Origin of the sequence: uncultured Peptoniphilus sp., assembly GCF_946998875.1 — a bacterium.
Lineage (GTDB): Bacteria > Bacillota > Clostridia > Tissierellales > Peptoniphilaceae > Peptoniphilus_A.
The window spans coordinates 25,311-43,006 of the sequence record NZ_CAMQAY010000001.1 but is presented as its reverse complement, the minus strand read 5'-3'; the positions used below and the strand labels follow the sequence as shown (position 1 = coordinate 43,006).

Annotated in this window: 16 protein-coding genes; 8 read left to right on the top strand and 8 right to left on the bottom strand. The window is 33.0% G+C overall.

Going from position 1 to position 17,696, the window contains the following annotated elements:
* Positions 1-77: 77 nt before the first annotated feature.
* Positions 78-425 (top strand): encapsulin-associated ferritin-like protein, encoded by a 348-nt coding sequence (locus Q0U74_RS00215; RefSeq protein ID WP_297391784.1) that lies wholly within the window; start codon positions 78-80, stop codon positions 423-425.
* 70 nt (positions 426-495) lie between these two features.
* On the opposite strand, the gene Q0U74_RS00210 is transcribed toward Q0U74_RS00215, so the two are convergent.
* The 4 genes from Q0U74_RS00210 to Q0U74_RS00195 are packed head-to-tail and all read right to left on the bottom strand — an operon-like array spanning position 496 to position 4,575.
* A complete protein-coding gene (locus Q0U74_RS00210) occupies positions 496-1,710 on the bottom strand; it encodes an AI-2E family transporter (protein WP_297391782.1) in 1,215 nt (404 codons plus the stop codon).
* A gap of 9 nt (positions 1,711-1,719) precedes the next feature.
* Entirely contained in the window at positions 1,720-2,226 is a 507-nt protein-coding gene (locus Q0U74_RS00205) for a hypothetical protein (RefSeq protein ID WP_297391780.1), read from the bottom strand.
* 1 nt (position 2,227) lies between these two features.
* Positions 2,228-3,094, bottom strand: coding sequence for a radical SAM protein (locus tag Q0U74_RS00200; protein ID WP_297391778.1), 867 nt, complete (start codon positions 3,092-3,094; stop codon positions 2,228-2,230).
* A gap of 26 nt (positions 3,095-3,120) precedes the next feature.
* Complete coding sequence (locus tag Q0U74_RS00195; RefSeq protein WP_297391777.1) at positions 3,121-4,575, bottom strand: nicotinate phosphoribosyltransferase; 1,455 nt, start codon at positions 4,573-4,575, stop codon at positions 3,121-3,123.
* A 273-nt stretch (positions 4,576-4,848) separates the two neighbouring features.
* Between Q0U74_RS00195 and Q0U74_RS00190 the strand changes: the two genes are divergently transcribed.
* The 3 genes from Q0U74_RS00190 to Q0U74_RS00180 all read left to right on the top strand — a co-directional run bounded on the left by Q0U74_RS00190 (position 4,849) and on the right by Q0U74_RS00180 (position 8,096).
* Positions 4,849-5,667: an ATP-binding protein gene (locus tag Q0U74_RS00190; RefSeq protein WP_297391775.1), complete on the top strand. Its 819-nt coding sequence runs from the start codon at positions 4,849-4,851 to the stop codon at positions 5,665-5,667.
* A gap of 92 nt (positions 5,668-5,759) precedes the next feature.
* Positions 5,760-6,965: an FprA family A-type flavoprotein gene (locus Q0U74_RS00185; RefSeq protein WP_297391773.1), complete on the top strand. Its 1,206-nt coding sequence runs from the start codon at positions 5,760-5,762 to the stop codon at positions 6,963-6,965.
* 780 nt (positions 6,966-7,745) lie between these two features.
* Positions 7,746-8,096, top strand: coding sequence for a Spx/MgsR family RNA polymerase-binding regulatory protein (locus Q0U74_RS00180; RefSeq protein WP_297391771.1), 351 nt, complete (start codon positions 7,746-7,748; stop codon positions 8,094-8,096).
* Between the two features lie 209 nt (positions 8,097-8,305).
* Here Q0U74_RS00180 and Q0U74_RS00175 read toward each other — a convergent pair whose 3' ends face one another.
* From Q0U74_RS00175 to Q0U74_RS00160, 4 genes are all read right to left on the bottom strand, one after another.
* Positions 8,306-9,832, bottom strand: a complete 1,527-nt coding sequence (locus tag Q0U74_RS00175; protein WP_297391768.1) for a ClC family H(+)/Cl(-) exchange transporter — start codon at positions 9,830-9,832, stop codon at positions 8,306-8,308.
* Entirely contained in the window at positions 9,822-11,018 is a 1,197-nt protein-coding gene (locus Q0U74_RS00170; RefSeq protein ID WP_297391766.1) for a hypothetical protein, read from the bottom strand. Before Q0U74_RS00170 ends, Q0U74_RS00175 begins: the two co-directional genes overlap by 11 nt.
* An 86-nt stretch (positions 11,019-11,104) precedes the next feature.
* The gene (locus Q0U74_RS00165; RefSeq protein ID WP_297391764.1) at positions 11,105-12,457 is read right to left on the bottom strand and encodes an MATE family efflux transporter; all 1,353 of its coding nucleotides are present in this window, start codon (positions 12,455-12,457) and stop codon (positions 11,105-11,107) included.
* Positions 12,450-13,073 carry an NAD(P)H-hydrate epimerase gene (locus Q0U74_RS00160; RefSeq protein ID WP_297391762.1) on the bottom strand — a complete coding sequence of 208 codons (624 nt, stop codon included), beginning with the start codon at positions 13,071-13,073 and terminating at the stop codon, positions 12,450-12,452. The genes Q0U74_RS00165 and Q0U74_RS00160 overlap by 8 nt, the downstream gene beginning before the upstream one ends.
* A 402-nt stretch (positions 13,074-13,475) precedes the next feature.
* Between Q0U74_RS00160 and Q0U74_RS00155 the strand changes: the two genes are divergently transcribed.
* The 4 genes from Q0U74_RS00155 to Q0U74_RS00140 all read left to right on the top strand — a co-directional run bounded on the left by Q0U74_RS00155 (position 13,476) and on the right by Q0U74_RS00140 (position 17,694).
* Positions 13,476-14,108: an AraC family transcriptional regulator gene (locus Q0U74_RS00155; RefSeq protein WP_297391760.1), complete on the top strand. Its 633-nt coding sequence runs from the start codon at positions 13,476-13,478 to the stop codon at positions 14,106-14,108.
* Between the two features lie 58 nt (positions 14,109-14,166).
* Positions 14,167-15,603 (top strand): MBOAT family protein, encoded by a 1,437-nt coding sequence (locus Q0U74_RS00150; protein WP_297391758.1) that lies wholly within the window; start codon positions 14,167-14,169, stop codon positions 15,601-15,603.
* A 16-nt stretch (positions 15,604-15,619) separates the two neighbouring features.
* Positions 15,620-16,648 (top strand): hypothetical protein, encoded by a 1,029-nt coding sequence (locus Q0U74_RS00145; protein ID WP_297391756.1) that lies wholly within the window; start codon positions 15,620-15,622, stop codon positions 16,646-16,648.
* A gap of 173 nt (positions 16,649-16,821) precedes the next feature.
* Positions 16,822-17,694 carry a LysR family transcriptional regulator gene (locus Q0U74_RS00140; RefSeq protein WP_297391754.1) on the top strand — a complete coding sequence of 291 codons (873 nt, stop codon included), beginning with the start codon at positions 16,822-16,824 and terminating at the stop codon, positions 17,692-17,694.
* Positions 17,695-17,696: the final 2 nt, after the last annotated feature.

Sequence of the window (17,696 nt, the reverse complement as noted above, 5' to 3'; positions counted from 1 at the left end):
TTTCAATTTTTTGTTTATTTTAAAGACTTTAGGGTTATAATCTGATTAGAAGATTGTATTTTTTAAGGAGGCAAATTATGGCTAACGATTATCATGAACCCGCAGCGGAAATGACAAAGAAATCAAGAGAAATTATTAGGGCGATTAATTCACTAAAAGAAGAAATCGAAGCAGTTGACTGGTACTTTCAAAGAGTTGCAGTAACTGATGACAAGGAATTAAAGGAAATCATGTGGCACAATGCTGAAGAAGAAATTGAACACGCAATGATGACACTTGAATGGCTTCGCCGCAACCAAGAAGGCTGGGACGAACAAATGAGAACTTATTTATTCTGCGAAGGAAATATTTTGGAAGCAGAAGAAAAAAGTAAGGAAGAAGAAGAGGACGAAGACAAAAAAGATAAAAAGAAAAAAAGTAAATAATTTATCTTTAAAATTTTCCAATAAAAAACTGCTTAGAGAATAATTTTCTCCAAGCAGTTTATTTTTTCTTTTAAATTTTTTTCATTCTTAAGTCTAAATTTTTCTCGTCGATTTTATATTTTGTGTACTCTCTCATTATTTCATAAAGAGTTGATGCAAGTGGAATAAATGCCCACATTCCAACTACTCCAAATAAAGATCCACCCACTGTAATGGCAACAAGAGTCCAAAGCGAAGGAAGTCCAACTTTGTCTCCAACAATTTTTGGATAAACTAAGTTTGATTCAAGTTGTTGAAGAATTACAATTAAGACCAAAAACATAAGAGCCTTTGTGGAATCTTCTATGACTATCATGATAAAGCACATTGCTCCACCAAGGAAGGGTCCAATAATTGGAATAAGATCTGTTACACCAACTATTACACCAAGAGTTGCAGCATTGGGAATCCTTAAAACAAAGGAAGCCACAAAGGTTGCAATACCTATAACAGTGGAAACTGTAAGTTGTCCCCTTATAAAACCAAAGAAGTTTTCGTGAAGAAGATGAGCTACATGAATTATTTTATTTGCAACTTTATTATTAAAGAAGGAGTAACAAATTCTTGTAGCTTGATAGCCTAGTCTTTCCTTGTCTGCCAAAATGTAAATTGATGTAATTAGGGCAAGCATAAAGGATACAAGTCCACCTAAAATATTTGATGCAGTGGAAAGAGCACCATTAAGTATTTGTGATGAATTGTCACTTGATGTTACAAAGCCCTTAATTCTATTAAATATTTCATTCCAACTTAAATTATTATATTCCCTTTGCAATTTATCTGAATAATTATTTAGGTAAGGTACTTCTCTAGTCTTATCTATTGCCATTTGTAAAAAGCTAGGTAGGGATTTTCTAAGTCCATCAAAGGAATTTATTAACTGTGGCAAAATTATTGCAGTTATTAGAAAAAATACCAGTATTATAAATATAAATGAAATTGCAATGGAAATTGTCCTCTTGTGCTTTTGAAATTTTTCATTTTTTATCTTGTCAAAAACTTTTCTCTCTAAAAAGTTTAGAGGTATTTTCATAATAAAGGCAATGACTCCTCCAAGTATGAAGGGACCTAAAATTCCCAGTAGAACTCCAAAGCCTTTGAAAATACTTTTGCTATTTAAAAATAAATAGGCGACAAATAAAAGTGCCAGTCCCAGTAAAAAAACTTTCTTGTAAACTTCGTTTTTAAAGAATAATTTTTTTAAGGGACTATTAATTTTTTCTCTATCTTCTCTTTTTTCTTCCATATTTCTCCTCTATTTTTTTGAAAAATCGTCAAATAATTTAAAATACTCTTCAAAAATTGATTTTTGCATATTGGTCATTGTCTTCATGTAAATTTCAGAAAAATCCATTATAAGTTTCATCTGCCTTGAAAATATATTGGCATAATCGTCAATTAAGCCAAGAGTATCTTCTTCTATATTTTCTTTATTATAAATCATTGGCAGATTTCTTTCTCTTTTTATTTTTTTCTTTTTTGTCTCATTAGAAATATTTGGATTAACTTCCATAATTATTTCAAAGTTCTTGTTGGATGGCTCGTCTTTTTCCTTGTAGTCAATTTCAAGTTTTTCTTCTTTACGAGGAGCCTTGCCATAATCTAGTGGCAATAAAAATCTTATGGGATTTACTGCAAGAGACTTTTCCTCTTCCTTAGTAAAGGAAATAACACCGCTATTTTGGTGCTTGGAAAGCTCTTCTCTTTTTAAATCCTTAGAATTTTTTCCACCTTCATTATTTTTTAAATCTTTTTTACTCAATTTAGAAACCTCTCAATACATCAGGTCTAAAGTTTTTCTTTTTCAAAGTTTTTTCAATGGCCTTTATAAGAGCCTCTCTATCTTCATTTAAGTTGCCTGCAAGTAGAACATAATTTGATGCGTGATTGGACCTAAAGACTGTGCCTTCTGAATCCACATGCTCCAAAAATATTTTCATCTCTTCTAAAATTTCTCCTGCATCAGGCATTTTAAATTTGCCAGAGATGTAGTCGGCATAAAGAGGAGTGTTCTTATAAATTCTCATTGTTAGATATCCCAAAAAGTCTGGCTTTGTTTCAGAGACAAGTTTGGCAGTTCCAATAGCATTTCTTTCCATGCCATCAACTCCACCAAGACCTGCAATAATAGTGACAGAAGTCTTAAAACCTGCTTCCTTTGCCTTTTTCATTGCAGTGACATATTCCTCATAGGTAATTCCCTTTTGAATCTCTTTTAGGAGGTCCTCGTCGCCTGTTTCAAAACCAATGTAGAGCATTTCAAGTCCTTCTTCTCTTAAAGTCTTTAGTTCTTCAAGGGACTTTCTGTTTATGTCCTGGGCAGTTGCATAGGAGGAAACTCTATTTACATTGGGATAATATTCTTTTATAGTTCTTAAAATTTCAACTAAATCTTCCGTCTTTAGGACGAGAGCATCTCCGTCAGCCAAAAAAATTCTCTCGAAATAATCCCCATAGGAGCTCATATCGATTAAATCCTTTTTTATATCTTCAAGAGGTCTTATCCTAAAGTCGTCATCTTTATACATGTAGCAAAATGTGCAAGAATTGTGGGAGCAACCCACTGTTGCCTGAATAATTAGAGACCTTGCCTCACTTGGCGGTCTAAAAACATTTCCGTAATACTGCATATTTCTTCCCTTTCTATTTTTCTATTTTAATTTTTACCGTGTTTCTTTAAAAGTTCGTCCTTAACTTTCCAAAGTTTTTCTGACAAGTCAACGATGTACTCATTTGGATTATCTAGTCTCTTTGTTTCTTCCCAAAGAGTGTCAAGTTCTCTTTCTGCCTTTTCTTTTATTTCTTCAAGACTTGGAAGCTTGTAAACTAGTTTTCCCTTGTCATAAATTTGTACTAAAACTTTTTTGGCTGTGTAGTCAGTTAAGGTTTTTCTCTTCCATGTGTAAACTGGATGGAAAATTTCATAATTGTCCTTTGGAATTTTTTCATCTCTTAGGGCAATTACATCTGCCATTGCCTTACCTGTTTCATTTTCATAAAATCTGTAAAGTTCTTTAAAGCCTGGAGTAGTTATCTTCGCAACATTTTCAGAAATTTTTATCTTTGGAATAATTTTCCCATCATCATTTACAGTTGCAACAAGTTTATAAACTCCGCCAAAGACTGGAGATGATTTTGATGTAATAAGTCTTTCGCCAACTCCAAAGGAATCAAGCTTTGCCCCTTGGTGAAGTAGGGTCCTTATTGTGTATTCATCAAGAGAATTTGATGCCATAATTTGTGCGTCAGGATAGCCTGCATCGTCAAGCATTTTTCTCGCCTTGTTGGAAATGTAAGTGATATCTCCTGAGTCAATTCTTATTCCCTTTGGTCTAAATCCACGAGGTAGGACTTCTTCATCAAAAACTTTTATGGCATTTGGTATGCCTTCTTTTAAGGTGTCATAAGTGTCGACAAGTAGTAAACAATTGTCTGGATAAACTCTTGCAAAGGCTCTAAAGGCTTCAAGTTCTGAGTCAAACATTTGAACCCAAGAATGTGCCATGGTGCCAAGAGCTGGCACGCCAAACATCTTGTCACATAAAGTGTTGGCAGTTCCTGCGCAGCCACCAATGTAGGCAGCCCTTGCTCCTAAGTTTGCAGCAGAATAACCTTGAGCCCTTCTTGAGCCAAATTCAACAACTGGTCTTCCCTTTGCTTGCTTAACAATTCTAGATGCCTTAGTGGCAATCATTGATTGATGGTTTAAAGTTAATAAAACCATAGTCTCAAGCATTTGTGCCTGCATAGCTGGACCCCTAACTATAACTAGAGGTTCACCTGGGAAGGCAAGAGTTCCCTCTGGCATTGCCCAGACATCACATTGAAAGTCAAAATTATATAAATAATCTAAAAATTCTTCTTCAAAAATATTTTTGTCTCTCAAAAATTCTATGTCTTCGTCAGAGAAGTGGAGATTTTCCATGTACTCGATTAATTGTTCTAGTCCAGCAACAATAGTGTATTCACCGTTGTCAGGAACTTCTCTAAAAAACATGTCGAAGATGACAGTCTTGTCTCTCATGCCTTCCTTAAAAAATCCATTTGCCATTGTTAATTCATAAAAATCCACAAGTAGTGTGAAATTTTTCTTAACATTATACTTTACCATTTTATACTTCCTTTTCTTCTATCTACTTATGTAGAGTCCCTTAAATTAATTACATAGATTATATCACATCGAGAGCCTTTTTGATAATTATATGGCTCTAGTCTTGTTATTGAGATAAATTTTTTATCTATAAAAAATAAAAACCCTTGTGTTATAATCTTTAAGCAATAGTTTTGAGGCTATAAAATTTTTTAGCCTCTTAACAAATTCTATGCTCTTAAAAATAGAAAATAACTGTGTTATAATGAAATTAGATTGGTAAAGGTGAATTTTTTGGAAACAATAAAAAGCACTGTGGACATAGAAAGGTCCCTTATAAAAACTTATAGACGCGACATTTATAAAAAATTTGTGCAAGGCGTAAATAAATATGAATTAATTAGTGCAGGAGACAAAATTGCCGTTGCAATTTCTGGGGGCAAGGACTCCCTAACTCTTGCAAAGCTCTTGCAAGAATTAAAGAGACACAACAAGGTGCCCTTTGACTTAGAATTTATAGCCATGGACCCAGGTTATCTTCCTGAAAATAGAGAGAGACTTGAGTTTAACTGTGAAAGGCTTGGCATACCAGTAAAGATTCACAATTCCGATGTTTTTTCCGTTGCAGAAAAAATGTCTGAAGGTGGTTCTCCTTGCTATATGTGTGCTAGAATGCGCCGTGGAAATTTATACAACAGGGCTCAGGAACTTGGCTGCAACAAGCTAGCCCTAGGTCATCACTTTGACGATGTCATAGAGACTATTCTTTTAAATATTATTTATGCTGGCGACTTCAAGACTATGATGCCAAAATTAAAATCGCAAAACTTTGAAGGACTTGAACTCATTAGACCCATGTATCTAGTTCGTGAAGAGGCAATTATTCGCTTTATGAAGTCAACAGGACTATCTGCCCTTGACTGTGCCTGCACTGTTACAAAGAAAAAATCTGGCAACAAGAGATTTTTTATAAAGGACTTAATCCAGGAACTTAAAAAAGAAAACAAAAATGTAGACATAAATATTCTTCGTGCTACTGAAAATGTAAATATGGAACAAATCTTAGGATTCAAAGAAAAGGGAGAAAGACACGACTTTTTGGAATTTTATTAGGAGGAGATATGTAATTTCTTGTTAAAGGACTTGGTCCTGGACTTAAAAGACTTAATGTAATTTAAATAAATTAAAGAAATAAGGAGGATTTTATGGAAAATTTATTGTCAGTGCCTATTAAAAATGACATTTACTATATAGGCACAAATGATAGGAAAACTGAACTATTTGAAGGCATGTGGCCACTACCAAAGGGAGTTGCCTATAACTCTTTTTTAGTTAAGGGCGAAAAAAATGTACTCTTCGACTTAGTAAGAGTAAACACAATTGATTCTTATGTGGAAAAAATAAATGAAATTGTGGGAGAAGGCGAAAAGATTGACTACATTATGATTAATCACATGGAGCCAGACCACACTTCTTCAATTAAATCAATTTTGGAAATTTATCCCGATGCAAAACTTGTTACAAATAAAAAAGCTATTGCCATGCTAAATAATTTCTATGAAATTACAGACAACATCATAGAAGTTAAGGATGGTGAAACACTAGAACTTGGAGACAAAAAGTATACTTTTTACATGACTCCAATGGTTCACTGGCCTGAATCTATGGTAGCCTATGAAGAAACTACAAAGACACTTTTCTCACAAGATATTTTTGGTGGTTTTGGAACTCTTGACGGCGGAATTTTTGACGATCAAATTGAATACGACGCTCACTATCATGAAGAAACAACAAGATATTTTATAAATATAGTTGGAAAATATGCAGCACAAGCCCTAAAAGCTTTAAATAAATTAGCTGACCTTGATATCCAGTTAATATGTCCAGATCACGGACTTATTTGGAGAGAAGATCCTAAGAAAATAATTGACATCTACACGTCTCTTGCAAAACAAGAAACTGTTGACGGATGCGTTGTTATCTACGGCTCAATGTATGGAAATACTGAAATGATGGCAGAAGCTGTGGCAAGGGGACTTTCTGAAGGCGGACTTAAGAATATCAAGATTAGAGACATCACAAAGACATCTAACTCCTATCTCCTATCAGACATTTGGAGATATAAGGGCGTAATCATAGGCTCATGTTCCTACGACAACAACTTATTCCCACCAATGGATTATCTAATGACAGAAGTTTCTCACCAAAGAATGAAAAATAATTATTGGGGAATTTTTGGATCCTTCTCCTGGTCAGGCGGTGCTCTTAAAACCCTAAAGAAATACATGGAAGATGGCAAGTACGATGTCCTTGACACTCAACTAGAAATCCAAGGTGCAGCAACTGAAGAAGAAATAAAAAAGCTTATAGACTTTGGAAAAGAAATGGCTGCAAAAATTTTAAACAAATAAAAAATTAATCGTCACGAATTTATCGTGGCGATTTTTTTGTGATTTCATGCAAAAATATTATGTAAATATAAATTTTTTTGGAAATTTGTGGAAAATAAAAAATTTTTAGTAAAACATTTTTATTTTATGAAGCTAAAATTTCTCTCAAGAATTTATAAAAAGCAAAAATTATTTATTAATTTACTTTTATAGGACAAATTTTATCAGTATTTCTTTAGACTAAAATTTTTAAAATAAAAAAACACAAAAAAAGAATGCCTTTATTTTCTAAATAAATGACATTCTTTTTACATATCCAATTCCATCCAACTTAAATTTTTTGGTTCAATCACTACTATCACCTTTTTTATTATTTTACCAAAGGCTTATATAAAATTGATATTTCTCGCAAACCCAACTCTAAGTTTGCGTACCATTTTATATAAAAACTAAGAGTAATATCTAAACAAACTATTTACCATCAATTATTTTAAAAGTTATACTATTAAAAATTATTTTCGTCCATTAAAAACTATTCGATTTATATAAAAGTTTGGCGTTTTAAGTCAAAACTTGTAAAATTAATAAAAATCAAAAACATTTTTACTGATCTTGGATGGAATTGTCATGTTTCGCCAAATAAGTAACTTCACAATAATTCTTTTCACTTTATTAAGTTATTCTTATTTGGTACTAATATTATACCACACTAAATTAAAATGTAAACACTTTTTATAAAAATTTTTAAAAATTTTTTTATTTTTTTTGTAGTATAATGAAATTACCAAAAGGAGGCTGAAAATGAACACATTAATCGGCTACAAAAGATGTAGCACTTGCAAAAATATAGAAAAATTATTGGAAGAAAAAAATATTTCTTACGAATACAGAGAAATCGACAAGGATTTACTTTCAGTTGAAGAGCTTAAAAAAATAAAAGACTTGGCAGATATTGACATCTTTAAACTTTTTAACACATCTGGCGTAAAATATAGAGAGCTTGGACTAAAGGATAAGAAGAAGGACATGACTGAAGAAGAAATTTATGATCTTTTATCAAGTGATGGCATGCTAGTAAAAAGACCAATACTTTTGACCAAGGGCAAGGCCTATGTAGGTCCCCAAGTAAAAAAATATTTAGAGAACTTATAAATTAATTTTAATTTAAATTATTTCAAAAATAATTTGAAGGAAAAATAATTCGATTCAAAAATAATTCTAAAAAATTTATAAAAAATATTTTTTCAAAAACAATAAAATAAAAATTTTAAAAGAAAGTGCAAGAAAATAAAACTTGCACTTTTCTTTTGCAAAAATTTAAAAACACAAAAAATACCAGAGCCTAAGCCCTGGCATAAAATTTATTCATTTTTCAAAAATTTGTCTATCTCTAGGGCGTCTGCTGCCTTTATTAGGACTGTGATTTTGTCGCCTAAAAGTATTTTATCGTCTGCTGTTGGGACGATTTCTGTGCCTTCTCTTTCTATTGACATTATTATTAGGTGCCTTGGGAAATTTATTTCTCTCAGGCTCTTTCCTATTATTTTTAAGTCGCCAGTGATTGTGTACTCAAAGACTGAATAGTCGCCAAGCTCTCTTTCTTTAGGACTAAGTAGGTTTTTGTCCTTTAACTGTCTCTCGAAAAGTGTGTCATAAATTGGGGCTACTTTTAGAATTTCTGCCACATAATAGGAAACTATGACTACTATGGATAGGGCAATTAAGTGGTCAAAGGTCTTGGTCATCTCTGTTACTAAGATTACTGAAAGGATTGGACTTCTAACTACTGATGCAAGGATTCCACTCATGCCAAGTATTATGAAGTTGACATAATAGGGATCTAAGTCAAAGTTTTTTCCAAGTAGGGCATATATTAATGTCCCGCAAGACCCACCTATTACTAGGACTGGCAAAAAGATTCCTCCTTGGACTCCTGAGCCGTAACAAAATGTTGTATAAAATAATTTCACAAGAAGGATTGCTAAAATGTATTTTACTGCAAACTCTTCCTTTGCCATTTTTTCTAGTAGTCCATGTCCGCCGCCAGTTCCTTCAAAAAAGCTAAATCCAATTATAATTGTCACGCCCATAAGTAGGGCATACTTCAATATCTTTGAATCTATTTTTTTGAAAAGGTCTTGGAATTTTGTTATTAGTAAGTTGTATAGTCCTCCAACCAAACCTGTTAGGATTCCAATTAGTATTGCCACCCATATTAAATTCATGGGTAGGGAATTTGTCACAAAGAAGGAAAAAGATGTTTCCGCCCCCATTATGACAAAGGACACATAGTTGGCTGTTATTGATGCTATAAGGGCTGGCAAGAGGACAAACTTTGAATAGGTCTTGTGGAGCTCTTCTATGGCAAAGATGCAACCTGCCATAGGTGCGTTAAAGGCTGCGGCAAGTCCTGCTGCTGCACCTGCTGTTATCATGTACTTTATTTCATCAGGAGGTCTTTTTATGGTCTTTCCTATAAATTTTGCTGCTGCGCCACCCATTTGTATTGATGGACCTTCTCTACCAAGGGAAAATCCCATAAGGTCTCCAAGTCCGCCGCCCACTATTTTTGAAAATAGGGTTGGCACTTCATCCATATTGAATTTGCCAAGGATTTCGCCACGAATTTGTGGTATTCCACTGCCGCCTGATAGGGGTGCCCACTTTAATAGTCTATAAATTACAAAGGATATTATTATTGCAAGGAGTAATAAGATTAAAAGAGACTTTATATTAAATTCGCTGTACAAATTTTTTCGGAGTAAATCCATTTTCATTATTACAAATCTGTAGAGAACTGAAAAAAGTCCTGCGAAGGTCCCCACTATTAGGGAGTCAAATAATATTCTAAATATTAATTTGCTTTTTTGATTAAAATCATCTTTCATTCCTTGCTCCTTTTATTAAATTATTCCAATCTTCTTCACTTAATTTTAAAATTTCTATATAATTTTTTTCTTTTTCTATTTTATTTGGAACTGTGTAAAAATTAAAGTTTACTTTTTTTACCTTACTGCCATCAATATCAGCTAGGACCTTAAATTTTTTGGACTTGATGAGATTATAAAAACTGGCATTTATATGAGTTAACTCGTCATGATAGATGAGGTCTTTATTTTTTGGATAATAACTCATCCTGAAGTTTCTGTAATTTATCTTTCCCTTAATAGTCTTTAGATTTTCATTTTCTTCATGCTCAATATAAATATGCCTGTGAGGCACCTTTAATTCGAAGTCATCCTTTATTTTAAGGCTGTACTTTTTATCATCAGACTGAAGTTTTAAGAGGTTTAAATCCTCATCAGTGTACATGTAAAATACTATTTTCTCCCTATTTTTTAAGTCCTCTGAAATATTTTTAAATTCTTTTTTTAAAATTCTACTTACATAAGTGTAGGGAAAATAATTTTCTCCTTCATAAAATTCTTCCACCTTATTCATAAGTTTTTCCAAATCCTCGGACTTAACCTTGATTTCAAATTTGTTCTTTGAAATATTTTTCACATGAGTTGTCCTTATTATTTCAGTCCACTCTTTTTTCACATATTTTTTTAACTCAGAATTTTTTTCAGAAAAGGAAACTGGTGGAAGAAATAATTTTTTGCTTTCTATGTCATAGCCTAAATCACTTAAAACATGAGAGTCACGAGAGAGGTTTACCATAGTGTTTCTATCAATATATAGGGGCAAGGGAGACAAGTCCTCCCTATAAAGGTAGACATCGCTATTTACAATTTTTTCCCCCACTGTCTCTGTTTTTTTGTCTTTTTCTGATCTCTTTCTATAATATCTGGATTTATTACTTGCACTTTGAAAATTTATAATATTTAATTTGTCGCCATTAAGGTCTTGAATGTTTAGCCTTATGCCATAGTCTCCACTAGTCTTTACCTTGTTAAAAATATCTGATAGACCAAAGTCTTCTATATAATCATCGGCAAAGGCAAAAATCCTGTCGTCAATGGTGTAGAGAACTTCTGCCACGATTTTTTTTGGATAGCGTCTAAAGCTATTTACGCCCCAAAAAATCCCTCCAAGTAAAATAAATATTAAAAAAATGCTTTTCTTTTTCATATCATCACTGCTTTTTATATATTAAGTATAGTTTACAATAAAACTTTACTTTATTTCAATAAAAAAGGCACCTGTGGTGCCAAATTTTACATATCTATATTTTTTCTCCACTTGCCAAATTTGTAATAAATTGCCGTCAATAAGAAGTTTGCGAAGTAAGACACTGGATAGATTATACTTATTACTCTTATGGAGTTAAATATTGGCATTGCAAAGTAAACTACTACAAGCCTCAAAATGCAAATTGTAAGTAGGGAAATGATCATTGGAGCCAAGGCATGTCCGCTTCCTCTTATGAAGCCAGAAATGGTCTCTGAAAGTCCAAAGAACCAAATACCAAGACTTATTATCTTCAAGAAGTCAGCACCGTAGGCTACTACATCTGGGTCTGGATTAAATATTGCAATAAGTGGTTCTGCTAGTGTAAAGGCAATTACCGATAATACTGCAGAAATTCCAAAGACAATTAAAAGGGAAACCTTCATGCCTTCTCTTAGTCTATCATATTTTTGTGCCCCAAAATTTTGTCCTGAGAAAGTTGTTGCCGCAAGGGCAATAGCTTGAAGGGACATAAATAAAAATCCGTCAATTCTTCCTTCAGCTGCAACGCCTGCTATGGCATTGGCTCCAAAGTAGTTGATCTTTGCTTGGAAAATTACATTTGTAAAGGACAAAAGTGCTGTTTGCACTCCCGTAGGTATGCCCACATCAAAAATTCTCTTGGCTTCATACTTGTGAAGTTTTATCTCTTCTTTTCTAAGCTTATAAGACCCGTCTGTTTTTAAAAGTGAATAAGTAACTAGGATTGCTGATACAACTTGTGATGCAAGTGTTGCAATGCCTGCGCCCAAGACTGACATGTTAAGCCAGCCTACTAAAATGAGGTCAAGAACAATATTTACCATAGCTGAAACACACAAGAAGTTAAAAGGTCTCTTGGAGTCCCCAGTCGCCCTTAATATAGATGCCCCCATGTTGTAAATTAAAATTGGAACAGTGCCCATAAAGAAAACTCGCATATAAATTGTGGCGTCATGAAGAATTTCTTGTGGCGTATCCATTATTCTTAAGAAGAAGGGCGTCGTTAGGTATCCAAAAATTGTTATGAAAAGCCCTGATATTAAGCCAAGAAAGTAGGAAACACCAACAGATTTTTTTAGTCCCTCTCTGTCATTTGACCCATAATATAGGGAGATGACCACAGAGGCACCAGTGGTAAGTCCCAAGAAAAGTCCAATTAGTAAGTTGGAAACAGGTCCCGTTGCACCAACTGCTGCCATGGGGTTTTTCCCAGCAAACCTACCAACTATCATAAGGTCGGCAGTGTTGTAAAGCTGTTGCAAAAAGTTTGTGAGAAGTAGTGGTATTGCAAATTTTATTAGACCTTCTACTATTGAGCCTTCTGTCAAGTTTATATTTCTACTGATTTTTTTACTCATCCTTGTACCTCACAATCCCAATATATATTTTCTTAAGCTCTCCCACATTGCTATTCAAAAGCTCACCCTTTTTTATATCGGATATTGCGTAGGTAACATTACAAGCCACACAGTTGCCATATTCCTCGCCTGTGTCTGCGTCCATGCCAGAAGGTATGTCCACTCCAATTATATAATTGCCGTGAATATTTATGGCATCAATTAAAGACCTATAAAATTTATTTAACTTCCTATTGAGTCCTGTGCCGAAAATTGCGTCTACAGTGATTTCATTTACTTCGATGGATTCAATTAGTTCGTCAAAATTATCATTTTTTATATATTTTACATCTGTAAGTTTTTTTATTATTTCTAAATTTTTGGAAAATTCTTCTGTTTCCTTGTCGCCTACAACAAAGACTTCCACGATTTTTCCGCTGAGAATTAAATGTCTTGCGATGACAAGTCCATCGCCACCGTTATTTCCCTTACCGCAAATTATCGTAAAGGAATCGTACTGATTAATTTCGCGAAAAATTCCCATTCCTGCGTTTTCCATTAACATAAGAGAATCAATTTTATACTCTTCTATTGTTCTCTTCTCTAGTTCAATCATTTTGTCTCTTGAAATTGTCACAGTAATCCCTCCCTGCTCTTATTATATGCTATTTAAGAAAAATTGACACCACATTATAGAAATTTTAAAAATTATATTTGAGTAAATTATTTTTGCTTTTAAAGTTTTTTATAATTTTTATCGCCAAATATTTTTAAAAAATAATTTAAAATTATTCCTCTCTCAAAGTCTCTCAAAGAAAATTTTTTAGCCAATAATTTTTTTATAATTTTTCGCAAGGACAATATATTACAACAAAAAGTGTCAAAATGCAAAAAATCTCACAGAAAAAATTTTTTAAAAATTTATAGAATTTATTTGTTGATATTTAATATCATTTGTCTTATAATTGAATTAAAGATAATACTTATCAAAATTTTAATAATCACACATAAAATAAAATCAAATAATAAAGGAGGACTTATGACAAATTATCTTACTATTGCCGAAAAGGCAAAACCTGAATGCATAAATTGTGCTCACGAGATTTTTGAAAATATTTCAAAAAATTCACTTAGCAAGAGCCTAGATGAGATGAAAAAGCAAATCGAGGACCTAAACACCTTCCTGTATACATATTTTCTAATTACATATAACAAGGACCTAACAGAGATACACGACGACTTCACCCTTAAATTAAAAAAGGTAGAAGACAAGTTGGCTCTTAAGTATATTGCAAAGGATTTAATAGAATCTTATGCTAATTCCCTTCTCGATGAAATGGATTTTTCCAGAAACGAAATAATTGACAAGGCTTTAAAAATTATAAACAGCGAATATACTTTGGGCTTAAACCTAGAGGAGCTTGCAGAAAAACTTCACCTATCAAAAAATTATCTCTGCTCACTTTTTAAAGAAGAGACAGGATACACTTTTTGCCAATATTTAAATACCCTAAAGACAAACAAGGCGAAAAAACTTCTCTTAGAGGACAAAAAAACTTTGGAATACATAAGTTATGAGTGTGGATTTTCTTCACAGCCTCATTTTACTATGACCTTCAAAAAGTACACTGGCAAAACTCCTAGAGAGTACAAGATGAGCGTCGCTCTTTAATAATCAAATATTGAAATCCTCCATCATTTGCTATAATATAAAGTGATTGGAGGATTTTATGCTTTTTAATTCACTTGAATATTTAATTTTTTTGCCAATAGTTGTAATTTTTTACAATTTATTGCCACAAAAACTTAAAAATATATTTTTGCTCTTGGCAAGCCTCACTTTTTATAGCTTTTGGAATGTGAAATACACCCTACTCATGGTCTTCTCAATATTTGTTACCTACATGACAGGTCTTTATATTGAGAAAAACAGAGGGCAGGTTAAAAAAATGAAGCTTGCTGTATTTTTGTGCTTTTTTATAAATTTGGGCATACTCTTTGTCTTTAAGTACTTTAATTTTTTTGCAGACCTCTTAAATAATTTTTCTAGCAAAGATTTTAACCTGGCAATTGATGTGCTCCTTCCCGTTGGAATTTCCTTTTACACCTTCCAGGCTCTGGGCTACACAATTGATGTCTACAGAAAGGACATTAGGGCAGAAGAAAATTTTATTGACTACGCACTTTTTGTATCCTTTTTTCCACAACTTGTGGCAGGACCCATTGAAAGAAGTGTAAATTTACTTCCACAGATAAAAAAACCTAGAAAATTTTCCTACGACAACTTAGTCAAGGGTCTTGTCCTATTTTTTTACGGAATGTTTTTGAAGTTAATTATTGCCGACAGGGCAGCCATTCTCGTCAATGAAGTTTTTGGAAATTACAAAAATTTTTCTCGAGAGATTTTAATCATCTCTGGGATTTTATTTACCCTACAAATTTATTGCGACTTCTACTCCTATTCCATAATGGCTAAGGGATCTGCGAAGATCTTAGGGATTGACTTAATGGACAACTTTAAAGAGCCACTTCTATCTAAATCCATTACAGAATTTTGGAGAAGATGGCATATTTCCCTTTCATCTTGGTTTAAGGACTATCTTTACATTCCCCTTGGCGGCAATAGAATGGGTAAGCTACGCAAATATTTTAACCTTATTGTAGTCTTTCTAGTAAGTGGACTTTGGCATGGGGCAGAACTTTCCTTTGTCCTCTGGGGTCTCATTCACGGAATCTTTAATGTCCTTGAAAATATTTTAGGCATCAATAAAAAGTCCAAGAGAAATATTTTAGTTGACAGCCTAAGAAGAGTCCTCACCTTTATAATTGTTGTCTTTGCCTTTATTTATTTTAGGGCAGAAAATATTCATCAGGGCAACGAATATCTCCTTGCAATTTTAAATAATCCAAGATCTTTAAATTTAATGGAGGACCTTTCTAAGACTAAATTTGGCATAGCAAATATTTATCCCCTTCTTGTTGGCGTAGCTATTTTATTTATCTTTGATGTGCTTAAGTACAACAAGATAAATTTAAGCGAAAAAGTTTTAAAAATAATTCTTCCAATAAGGTGGATAATTTATCTTGCCTTTATCTTTGCCATAATAATTTTCGGCGTCTATGGTCCAGACTTTTCTGAATCTGCCTTTATTTACTTCCAGTTCTAGTTTTGTAGGTGATAAAATGAAAAAATTTCTAAAAATTTTAAAATCAATAATATTTATTGCCCTAATAATTTTTGGCAGCCTGGAGCTAAATAATCTCTTCATTAGAAAGTCCCTGGCTAAGCCTTGGGACATGGGAAATAAAATTGGCGGCTTCTTTAACGAGACTGAAGACTACAATGCCATGTTTTTCGGCACAAGTCACTCCTACTGCTCCTTTGAGCCCCTTGTGATTTATGAAAAGACTGGCGTAAAATCCTATGTCCTCGCCTCACAAAGTCAGCCTTTAAGGATCACAGCATCCTATATAAAAGATGCTCTTAAGAGAAAAAATCCAACCGTCATCTTTGTGGACATTCACTCAGCAATTTATAGGATTACAGAAGATTCTAGCGTGGTAAATTCTTATTCAGACTACATGCCTATGTCAAAAAATAAAATTGAAATGATTGCAAAAAAAGTTCCCAAGGGTTTTAAGGCACAGGCAATTCTCCCTCTTGTGGCTTACCACAGCAGGTGGGATGAGTTAAAAGATGAGGACTACGACTTTAATAAGGCTTCCTATGACGACTACTTAAAGGGCTATGTCCTCTTAAAGGGTCAGAGCCAAAACTTTAAAAATAAGGAAGATGCTGAGATAAATAAGTTTAGGAAGTCAGCTCATGCCTATAATGAAAAAACTTACTTTGACTTTAATATGGCTGCCCTTGATGAAATAATTGACCTGGCAAAGAAAAATGGAGTAAAATTATTTTTCGTCAAGACTCCCATCTACGATTACGACTTATATCGCGATAACATAGGGGTTATAGCCAAGGAAATAGAGGCTAGAGGTGCTACTTTTATCGACTTCAATAACTTTAATGACCAGATAAATTTATCCAAGGAAGATTTTTACGATCCCCACCACTTAAATGTTAGGGGGGCAGAAAAATTTAATTTATTTTTTATAGACTACATGAAAAGAGAGGGAGTCTTCCAAGAAAATTTGGCTAATGATAAAAATTGGCTTAAGGACATTAAAACTTACGATATAAATAAATCTTGATAGACAGGAGCTTTAGGCTTTTGTCTATTTTTTTGCAAATCTTTTTTATTCTTGATGAGTTCCTTTATCAACAAAAAGAAAGAATCTTTACTAAAAAATAAAAATATAACCTTTTTACTATAAATCTTGATTTTTCTTAAAAATAATAATAGAATAAGTTTAAGGAGGTTAATATGACTATAAGGGATTTGGAAATATTTATCGAAGTTGTCAAGGCTAAAAACATGTCAAACGCTGCAAAAAATTTGAAAATTTCGCAGCCAACTGTCTCCCATGCAATTTCGCAAATAGAAAACGAGTACAATGTAAAATTGTTCGATAGGGTATCAAAAAAATTATACATAACTGATGTTGGCTTAAGGCTTTATGATTTTGCCCTAAATATCTTGGAACAATTTGAAGATACTGTTATTTTTTTGCAAAGCTCATCTACTGCTCACAACATCAATCTTGGCGTGAGCTCAAACTTTAGCTCTCAATTTTTACTTGAAATAATCGACGATTATGAAAAGAAAAAAGAAAATATAAGCCTAAGAGTATATGTTGATTCACGCAAAAAAATAATTGAAAAATTAAATTCTGGCGTTATAAATCTTGCAATATTAGATGGCGATGCTGACCTTTGTGATAATTCAGCTGAGCCTTTCTTTGAAGATGAAATTTTTATAATTTCCTCAAAGGATTCTGACATCAAGGACAAGGAAGTGCTTGACGCAGAAGATTTGAAAAACAAAAAATTTGTCCTTGGCGATTTAGATGATAATTCTAAAAAAATGCTTTTAAATTTCCTTCGTGAAAGAGGCATACCAATTGATTTAAAATTCATCTGTCAAAATAAGGACATGGTTCTAAATATTGTAAAAAATTCTGACGCTCTTTCCATAGGTGCATCTTCATCCTTTAAGGACGAAGACGTTGTTAAACACAGAATAGAAGACCTCTCTATTAAGAGAACTTTTTATTTGGTCTACCACAACGACGCCTTCCTAAAAAAGGATATGAAAAATTTTGTAAGCTTTGTAAAGCATAAATTTAATAAAAAGTAATA

What these genes read in the sequence shown, in the direction of transcription:
- Q0U74_RS00215 (WP_297391784.1), top strand. Translation starts at nt 78, where the DNA reads ATGGCTAACGATTATCATGAACCCGCAGCGGAAATGACAAAGAAATCA.
- Q0U74_RS00210 (WP_297391782.1), bottom strand. Translation starts at nt 1,710, where the DNA reads ATGGAAGAAAAAAGAGAAGATAGAGAAAAAATTAATAGTCCCTTAAAA.
- Q0U74_RS00200 (WP_297391778.1), bottom strand. Translation starts at nt 3,094, where the DNA reads ATGCAGTATTACGGAAATGTTTTTAGACCGCCAAGTGAGGCAAGGTCT.
- Q0U74_RS00195 (WP_297391777.1), bottom strand. Translation starts at nt 4,575, where the DNA reads ATGGTAAAGTATAATGTTAAGAAAAATTTCACACTACTTGTGGATTTT.
- Q0U74_RS00185 (WP_297391773.1), top strand. Translation starts at nt 5,760, where the DNA reads ATGGAAAATTTATTGTCAGTGCCTATTAAAAATGACATTTACTATATA.
- Q0U74_RS00180 (WP_297391771.1), top strand. Translation starts at nt 7,746, where the DNA reads ATGAACACATTAATCGGCTACAAAAGATGTAGCACTTGCAAAAATATA.
- Q0U74_RS00175 (WP_297391768.1), bottom strand. Translation starts at nt 9,832, where the DNA reads ATGAAAGATGATTTTAATCAAAAAAGCAAATTAATATTTAGAATATTA.
- Q0U74_RS00170 (WP_297391766.1), bottom strand. Translation starts at nt 11,018, where the DNA reads ATGAAAAAGAAAAGCATTTTTTTAATATTTATTTTACTTGGAGGGATT.
- Q0U74_RS00165 (WP_297391764.1), bottom strand. Translation starts at nt 12,457, where the DNA reads ATGAGTAAAAAAATCAGTAGAAATATAAACTTGACAGAAGGCTCAATA.
- Q0U74_RS00155 (WP_297391760.1), top strand. Translation starts at nt 13,476, where the DNA reads ATGACAAATTATCTTACTATTGCCGAAAAGGCAAAACCTGAATGCATA.
- Q0U74_RS00150 (WP_297391758.1), top strand. Translation starts at nt 14,167, where the DNA reads ATGCTTTTTAATTCACTTGAATATTTAATTTTTTTGCCAATAGTTGTA.
- Q0U74_RS00145 (WP_297391756.1), top strand. Translation starts at nt 15,620, where the DNA reads ATGAAAAAATTTCTAAAAATTTTAAAATCAATAATATTTATTGCCCTA.
- Q0U74_RS00140 (WP_297391754.1), top strand. Translation starts at nt 16,822, where the DNA reads ATGACTATAAGGGATTTGGAAATATTTATCGAAGTTGTCAAGGCTAAA.